The 6,763-nt window shown below is 37.6% G+C and carries 12 protein-coding genes and 1 other RNA gene; 4 read left to right on the top strand and 9 right to left on the bottom strand.

Annotated features, from left to right (window positions below; all coding sequences use genetic code 11):
- From F960_RS08390 to F960_RS08375, 4 genes are all read left to right on the top strand, one after another.
- Positions 1-410: IS3 family transposase (locus F960_RS08390; RefSeq protein ID WP_004862081.1), on the top strand; the 410-nt coding region annotated here is incomplete at its 5' end.
- A 41-nt stretch (positions 411-451) separates the two neighbouring features.
- Positions 452-904, top strand: coding sequence for a hypothetical protein (locus F960_RS08385; RefSeq protein WP_004862078.1), 453 nt, complete (start codon positions 452-454; stop codon positions 902-904).
- A 462-nt stretch (positions 905-1,366) separates the two neighbouring features.
- Positions 1,367-1,834, top strand: coding sequence for a DUF2946 family protein (locus F960_RS08380; RefSeq protein ID WP_004862075.1), 468 nt, complete (start codon positions 1,367-1,369; stop codon positions 1,832-1,834).
- Positions 1,835-1,911: 77 nt separating this feature from the next.
- The gene (locus tag F960_RS08375; RefSeq protein WP_004862073.1) at positions 1,912-3,213 is read left to right on the top strand and encodes a TonB-dependent receptor; all 1,302 of its coding nucleotides are present in this window, start codon (positions 1,912-1,914) and stop codon (positions 3,211-3,213) included.
- Between the two features lie 100 nt (positions 3,214-3,313).
- On the opposite strand, the gene F960_RS08370 is transcribed toward F960_RS08375, so the two are convergent.
- The 9 genes from F960_RS08370 to F960_RS08340 form a co-directional block, all read right to left on the bottom strand.
- Positions 3,314-3,772, bottom strand: a complete 459-nt coding sequence (locus F960_RS08370) for a Mor transcription activator family protein (protein ID WP_004862070.1) — start codon at positions 3,770-3,772, stop codon at positions 3,314-3,316.
- Positions 3,773-3,880: 108 nt separating this feature from the next.
- Positions 3,881-4,321 (bottom strand): gp16 family protein, encoded by a 441-nt coding sequence (locus tag F960_RS08365; protein WP_004862068.1) that lies wholly within the window; start codon positions 4,319-4,321, stop codon positions 3,881-3,883.
- Positions 4,308-4,520 (bottom strand): hypothetical protein, encoded by a 213-nt coding sequence (locus F960_RS08360; protein ID WP_004862065.1) that lies wholly within the window; start codon positions 4,518-4,520, stop codon positions 4,308-4,310. Before F960_RS08360 ends, F960_RS08365 begins: the two co-directional genes overlap by 14 nt.
- 1 nt (position 4,521) lies before the next feature.
- On the bottom strand, positions 4,522-4,815 hold the full coding sequence (locus F960_RS08355; RefSeq protein ID WP_004862062.1) for a hypothetical protein: 294 nt from the start codon (positions 4,813-4,815) through the stop codon (positions 4,522-4,524).
- The gene (locus F960_RS08350) at positions 4,787-5,524 is read right to left on the bottom strand and encodes a DUF2786 domain-containing protein (RefSeq protein ID WP_004862057.1); all 738 of its coding nucleotides are present in this window, start codon (positions 5,522-5,524) and stop codon (positions 4,787-4,789) included. Before F960_RS08350 ends, F960_RS08355 begins: the two co-directional genes overlap by 29 nt.
- 71 nt (positions 5,525-5,595) lie before the next feature.
- Positions 5,596-5,664, bottom strand: an RNA gene (locus F960_RS21790) — hammerhead ribozyme type II.
- Entirely contained in the window at positions 5,663-5,839 is a 177-nt protein-coding gene (locus F960_RS22335; protein ID WP_004862055.1) for a hypothetical protein, read from the bottom strand. The genes F960_RS21790 and F960_RS22335 overlap by 2 nt, the downstream gene beginning before the upstream one ends.
- A 15-nt stretch (positions 5,840-5,854) precedes the next feature.
- Positions 5,855-6,127 (bottom strand): HU family DNA-binding protein, encoded by a 273-nt coding sequence (locus F960_RS08345; RefSeq protein ID WP_004862051.1) that lies wholly within the window; start codon positions 6,125-6,127, stop codon positions 5,855-5,857.
- Positions 6,127-6,759, bottom strand: a complete 633-nt coding sequence (locus F960_RS08340) for a DUF3164 family protein (RefSeq protein WP_035373661.1) — start codon at positions 6,757-6,759, stop codon at positions 6,127-6,129. Before F960_RS08340 ends, F960_RS08345 begins: the two co-directional genes overlap by 1 nt.
- Positions 6,760-6,763 lie beyond the last annotated feature (4 nt).

Genomic DNA, 6,763 nt, shown 5'->3' with positions numbered 1-6,763 from the left:
AATTTCGATTATTGAATGTGATTGATGATTACCGCCGCGAAGGTTTAGTTATTGAAGCAGGGTTCTCACTACCTGCAATACGAGTTATTCGAGCACTCAATCAGTTGTTGGAATATCGGGAAAAACCTTTGGTGATTAGATGCGACAATGGACCTGAGTTTATCAGTCATGAATTCGTACGCTGGGCAACTGAACACGGTATTCGTATTGAACATATTCAACCAGGTAACCCACAACAGAATGCGTATATTGAACGCTATAATCGAACCATACGTTATAGTTGGCTAAGCAAACATTTATTTGATACTTTGGATGAAGTACAAGATTATGCAACGAATTGGCTATGGCATTACAATCATGAAAGACCACACCAAGCCAACAAAGGAAGGTCTCCTCTAATGGCTGCTTAACCTCTACTTTTAACTTCAGTTAGTTATGGGAGGATTACCATTTGACTAAAATTATTCAAAATCAATTTTTAGTAAAACAATGTGTTGATATAAAAAATTTTGTTGATCGTGGAGTTGGTACTATAACTTTAGAAAAAGAATTAAAGATTTATTGTGAGAGTCTAAATGACTTAAACAAGGTATTAGGTGCAAAGAGCTATAAAGATGGATTTGTCCTGATCAGACTAAATGTACAAACAGGTAAAATTGAGGATGAGTTTTTTAAAAGCTCAGATCAGACACTTGCCTCTCAAAGATATAGTCAGTATGAGAAATTACTATCCAAAAATGAAAAATGGATAGTTGCATTGCTTTCAACGAATGCAATCGGAGGATTGAAAGAAGCCTATCCTAACTATTTTGCAGATTCAGAGATATTTTTATCTTATATAGGCTTAATCAAAATAGCAGCAATGATAGGTAGCGCTCCGAAAATTAAACAAGAAGCAGTCTAATCATGCCTAGTTTCCTCAACTAGTTATTGCTGTTGTACTGCATTGCTTCCCACTCATCATATGAAAGGATAGGTGTGAAAGCATCTATAGGCAGAGCTGTAAGTGTTTTATTCATTTTGATGTAATCTTTTGAGAAATTCCTTTGAAACTTTAGCCATATCAAGAATTACCACATTCAGGATTTGGTACAGGTGTCCAAGGTTGCCCCTTAAACATATTTTCAAGCGTTAGCGGTTCAATTGGTTCATTGTGGTTAACAAAAGCATGAAAAGCTAAGTTTATTGCTATAACTATTTCCCAAATAAAGAATAAACTTATGAAAAAAACATATAAACAATAAGTGGTAATAATCAACCATTTATCAATAAATTAAAAATAACGTGAAAATTCGAGAAGTTACAAACAGGAATAATGAGCAAATATTTATGATAGCATCGGCTCAAAATCAAAAAGTGAGTCCGATTGAAAGTAGGTCTATATATCGCATTTACTGCGATGTTTCTGCAATTAGCTGTATTTTTACAGCCACTATTACCGGCAAAATATGAGTTTGCTCCGGTCTGTGACACTATTGCCGAAATTTTGCCAGACCGCCATTTATATTCAAATGATCAAGAAATACGTTCTCTAGCAGCACACCAAGACCATTTGATGTTAAATGAACATAGCCAGCATTCCATGCATGATATGCAAGGAATGGATCATTCAAAAAACAATAAAAATCAGCATCATTTAGAACATGATTGTATGTTCTGTTCGGTATTTAGTCATATTGTAAATGTAGAAAACCTAGGCGTACAGCAAGTGCTGGAACGGGTTCAGGTCTTTTTATTATTTTTGACTAAATTATTTAAAAGCTTTTATTTTGCCTTACAGCAACTCTTTCTGCTTCCCCAAAATCGAGCCCCGCCAATTCTTTTCTCTGCTTAATTAAAACTTATTTAAACGTGATACAACCTAGTCGCATGGGTTTTATTGAATTTTTATGGCTTAAAAAGAGAAAAGTCATGCAATTTATTCAATCGAATATCTCGAAAATCGGGACGAGAAAACGTGTCCAAAGAAATTCATATTTATCTCAGCAGTGTTTTGAGAAAACAGCGATTGCTCAACAAACGGCATTGGCATCAAATCCAGCGATCCAAGCCAAAGGTCTGATTCTTACAGCATCGTTATTTGGGTTAATGGCTATTCCAGCATATAGTTTTGCAGCAGAAAATGAGGCAGCAACTCAAAGTTCAGATCAACCGACTGAACTGCCAAAGATGCAAGTGACTGCACAAGCAGAGTCTGCAGAGCAAGGCTTACATTTAAATCAGGTAAATCGAGTTGGAAGTTCGCTCAATTTAAAAGCCAATGAAACTCCTGCAACTGTTGAAACATATACTCAGGAGCAAATGCAGCAAAAAGGCTTACGTACAGTAAAAGATGCCTTTTCCAATATCACAGGGGCAATCGTGGGGAATGTTCCCGGCAATCCTGCGGTACTGTCGATGCGAGGGTTTAGTGGTAGTGCAAATAGCGTATTGATAGATGGCGTGCGTATTGCAGAATCAACCATGATGATGCGTGATCTCGATTCATGGAAATATGAAAAAATAGAAGTGTTAAAAGGACCTGCTTCTGTTTTATATGGATTAGGCTCATTGGGTGGAACGGTGAATATGATCACACGTAAGCCGAGTCTAGAGCATGCTGAAACGGATGGAATGTTGAGTTATGGCAGCTTTAATACGGTTCGGGCTGCACTGAGCACCAATAAACCTGTAAATGATTCAACCGCTGTATTATTCCATGCAAGTTATTCTGACTCGGATAGCTTATACGATATTGATGATCAAGATACCAAAAAAGTAAGTGTGGGAACGGGGCTTTTGTATCAGCCAAATGATGCACTTTCTATGTTGTTTACTCTAGATCATGACTATGACAAGCAGGATTCAACATACCAAGGTTCACCCGTATTACCTGCAAATGTCGCTAAAAATCCAAGCAGTATTTTAAAAAGTAAGGATCCCGAACATAGCGTACTGGATAAATCGATTCGTCATCGAAATTATAATCCTGATGGTGCTTATTCGAGTTCTGAGAGCACATCTCTAAATTGGACGACGGACTATAAGCTTGGTTCTGGTTGGACTTTAAATAACGTGTTGAGTTATTTCAAAGCCAATCGAGACTTTTTTGAAGCTCCAAATCAAACTTATAATGCTGAAACTGGAAAGTTTGATCGTGATATTGAACGTATTACCCATGATCACGAGTTTTGGAGTAATCGTTTAAGTTTGATATCTAACTATATAACCTAGAGTAAGTAATGAGATAATTATGGGATTGAGTGGGATAAGTTGGGATTGAATGGGATGAGTTTTGAAATACCATTGCGACCAGTGAAATAATAAAGGCGGACTAGAATCCGCCATTTTCAAATAAATCTAGGTTTCTGTCTTCGTTCATTTTAAGCTTTTCTTCGCCATTTACAACCGATCTGATCGTTCTAACAGTCACATCAAATTTACGGGCTAGTTTCGCTTTAGATTCTTTTGAGGCTTGATTACGGATCATACGGTTACGCATAGCGACTGTTATTGATATGCCAGTCGGTACTTCTATAGTTGTGTTGCCGAGTTGTGCAGCGAGTAATTTAAGGTTTTTTAAACTGATGTTTTGAGTGATGTCATGATTTATGTTCATGCCATGCTGCGATGGAATAAAGATCGTTGTGCCACCATAGGCTTTTATTAATTGTAATGCTGCCTCAATGCCGATCAATTGAGCTACAAAAACAAAGCTCTTAGGCATTAAGCAGATGATTTCTTCGTCAGAAAGTATTTCTTGCGCATCAATGATATGTGGACGATAAGCCATAGTTTTACCTCATAAAAATCTATGTTATAGTTGCTTAAATCGTCCTCTGGTCGGGATGGTTGTGGAATTTGAAAAGCTCGTGATTGCAGTCACGGGCTTTTTTCTTTTTTAGGCTGGAGTTAAACGGTCTAGTCCAATGCGATTACACCATTGGCGCAAATGATTGATGATCATGCTGGCATGTTCAGTGCTTAGAAATTGAAGTGCACTTACACCTAAGCGATTTTCAACAAATTTGGCTAAAGCCAATTCGCTACCATTTTTAACTGCACCAGTTTCATGCAGACGCAACCATAAATGACGGATCAATTTACTTTGATCGTCACTCGCTAAGTTTTTAACACCAGTTTTATTTTTTGAATCAACCTCAAAACCGAGTTGTTTAAGGCGGTCCAGTACTGCTTCAAGCTGTGGAATAGATAGAAGCTTTGAACTGGTTTTACCTGTGCAGCTTTCGAGTACTTCACGATATAGTTCATCATCAAGTCCAAGCTGTGATTTACCAATATGTATGAGCTGGATCAGTTTTGCTTTTTTATTGAACTTCATTTTTAACCCCTTGTTCCGCTTCTAAAATTGCCGCAGGTACAGAGGAACCTTTTTGAAGTTCTGTTACCAAATGGCATTTATACGTTTTTGAACCGACAAAAAATCCCCCTAAACGCTCACACTCTGAAGCAATCATGATGTGAGTAAATCTATGGCATAAATACCAAGCGATAATAAAACCAAGTAGGAATTTACCCATTTCAAGCTCCTAATTGATTGAAATTTTTTGGGATTTCAATTGAGTTGACTGCGTCGAAGACGCTTTTAACTGCTTCATATTTCAATTTATTGATGTTACTGGCAGGTGGGTCAAAACAATTAATGAACTCACTAAAGCTAGGATGCATATGTTCTCTTTCAAGATACTGTTTGAATTCGAATGCAAGCTTTAAAACCTCTTTACGAAATCTATCGGTTGCTTTCTTATGTTTAATAGATTGGCGATGTTGTTCAATCATCGCTAGTTCAGCATTTGTAATGCGTATTGTCTTCATGGCATATTCCCTTAAGTTTCGTCCCAGCATTCATACCATGATTGATTTGGGCATCTTTACCAGCCTGACGACCAGACCAATAGTCATTTCTGCTTCGACTAGAATCACGAGTTTTCTCATTTCGATTCTTGGGCTTAAATGTGGTCAACTCAGTTGTTTTCTTGATATGAACTTCTATTTGTTTAAGCTTTTCTATGTTGGGTTTGATGCGCCAAGCTTGCTCAGACGCTTCTATAACCCAACCCTCACAAAACATATCTGCTCTTTTTACTTTATTTGCTCGAATTTGAACTCGCTTTAAAGATGTATTAATGAATGTGGTACGTGCTTTTTTTAATTGACGATATAAGACATTAAAGGCATAACTTGCGATTTCAGGTGCTGGATCAAAACCAGCAAAATGCCAAACAGCAACAATCTTAGAAGTTGAGGCAGTTTCATTGATTTGGTAGCTAAGAAATACTTTACAGTCCATTAACTTCGCAATTGACTGTGCAAGCATTGATTCAAAAACTGGTGGCTTTTGTGAACCACTACCAAGAATTTCAGCATTTACAATGCCGAGTAATGCAGCATCATCCGCATCGATATTATATTTCTCCATCAGTGCTTGAGCTTGGCGTAAAGCTGTAGCTGCCTCGTGTTGATTAGCCGATTTACTAAGTGCCAAACACTTTTTAATCTTTTCTATAATTTCCTTTTTATTCATGAAACTTCTCCTAAACTTTAAACCACCTCAGGCGGTAATTTATCTAAATCTTTAATTTCAATCATTTATATCTCTCGCTGCTCGTCAGTACTGGATCACGACATCCAGCAGACACAGGCACGAATGCCTGTGTTTCGCTTAAATTGCCTCAAACTTCATCCAGTAAATATCCTCATCATTAAACCCTTGATCAATCAGATATTTTTTAGCTATATCTTCATCTAAAAACTTTTTTACATTGTCGTCATCGTCTAAGAGATACTCACTTGCATTAATGGAAATACCGTTAATATTGCGACTCACACAAATACCCATAACTTTTAATCTCCTTTAGTTCACCGCCTCTTTAAATTTTGAACCTGCTTTAAACGTTGGTGCTTTAGATGCTGGAATCACAAGCGTTTCACCTGTTTGGGGATTACGACCATTACGCTCTGCACGTTCTGTAATTTTAAAAGTACCAAAGCCTTTTAGTTCTACTGTTCCACCGTTTGCTAAGGTGTCAATCACACCTGTTTCAAATGCTTGAAGAGCAGCTGTTGCTTGGGTTTTGTTGATACCCGCTGATTGAGCGATGTGTTCAATAAGTTCAGACTTGTTCATTAGTTAGTTTCCTTAGTTTTGATAGATGCAATATCGAGTGACATTGGCTCATATTCGCCTGTGTCATCATTGCGTTGGTAAAAACGTAAATATGATTTGCTGCCAGCAATGTTGATGCTGTCAGTAATGGCTTGCATTGCTTCGAGCCATTTAGGGTGGCTAATTTCGATTTTCTTTAGTCCTAAAACACGGGTTGTACTGATTTCTCCTTTTTTATCGACGTTGAATGCATTGTTGATGATGGCTTTGATTTCATCCCGACCATCGGCTGTCCATTCTTTAAGACAATCATCGATCAAGATTTTTGCTGCATGTAAACGCTCATCAAAAACAATGCGTTCAGCAAAGTTGCGTTGAATTTTGTACCGACCATCAAATGTAATTAGGGAAACATTTCCTTTATTACCACCTAGCTTGGCATTGTATTGATCCGCTGAAATTTGAATAAATGTGGCAATATCAGCAAAGGCGCTTTCTTTAAACTCTGCCAAAGCTTTGTTGATCGCTTCCGCTTTCTCCCACACGCGACGTACTGTCTGGTCGCGTAATTTGTCAATCTCTTTGACATTGGTTTCAGGTACTAATGCACCTTGTGAATTTTCCCAGTAACCTTCAGGGATTTGGATTTGCATATTC

The sequence above is a fragment of the Acinetobacter gerneri DSM 14967 = CIP 107464 = MTCC 9824 genome (assembly GCF_000368565.1).
Taxonomy (GTDB): Bacteria; Pseudomonadota; Gammaproteobacteria; order Pseudomonadales; family Moraxellaceae; genus Acinetobacter; species Acinetobacter gerneri.
This window is presented reverse-complemented; position numbering and strand designations above follow the sequence as displayed.

Bases quoted from the DNA above. Each gene is read 5' to 3' on its own strand.
- F960_RS08350 (WP_004862057.1), bottom strand. From the start codon at position 5,524: ATGAATAAAAAGGAAATTATAGAAAAGATTAAAAAGTGTTTGGCACTT.
- F960_RS08370 (WP_004862070.1), bottom strand. From the start codon at position 3,772: ATGGCTTATCGTCCACATATCATTGATGCGCAAGAAATACTTTCTGAC.
- F960_RS08360 (WP_004862065.1), bottom strand. From the start codon at position 4,520: ATGGGTAAATTCCTACTTGGTTTTATTATCGCTTGGTATTTATGCCAT.
- F960_RS08365 (WP_004862068.1), bottom strand. From the start codon at position 4,321: ATGAAGTTCAATAAAAAAGCAAAACTGATCCAGCTCATACATATTGGT.
- F960_RS08375 (WP_004862073.1), top strand. From the start codon at position 1,912: ATGCAATTTATTCAATCGAATATCTCGAAAATCGGGACGAGAAAACGT.
- F960_RS22335 (WP_004862055.1), bottom strand. From the start codon at position 5,839: ATGGGTATTTGTGTGAGTCGCAATATTAACGGTATTTCCATTAATGCA.
- F960_RS08345 (WP_004862051.1), bottom strand. From the start codon at position 6,127: ATGAACAAGTCTGAACTTATTGAACACATCGCTCAATCAGCGGGTATC.
- F960_RS08340 (WP_035373661.1), bottom strand. From the start codon at position 6,759: ATGCAAATCCAAATCCCTGAAGGTTACTGGGAAAATTCACAAGGTGCA.
- F960_RS08355 (WP_004862062.1), bottom strand. From the start codon at position 4,815: ATGAAGACAATACGCATTACAAATGCTGAACTAGCGATGATTGAACAA.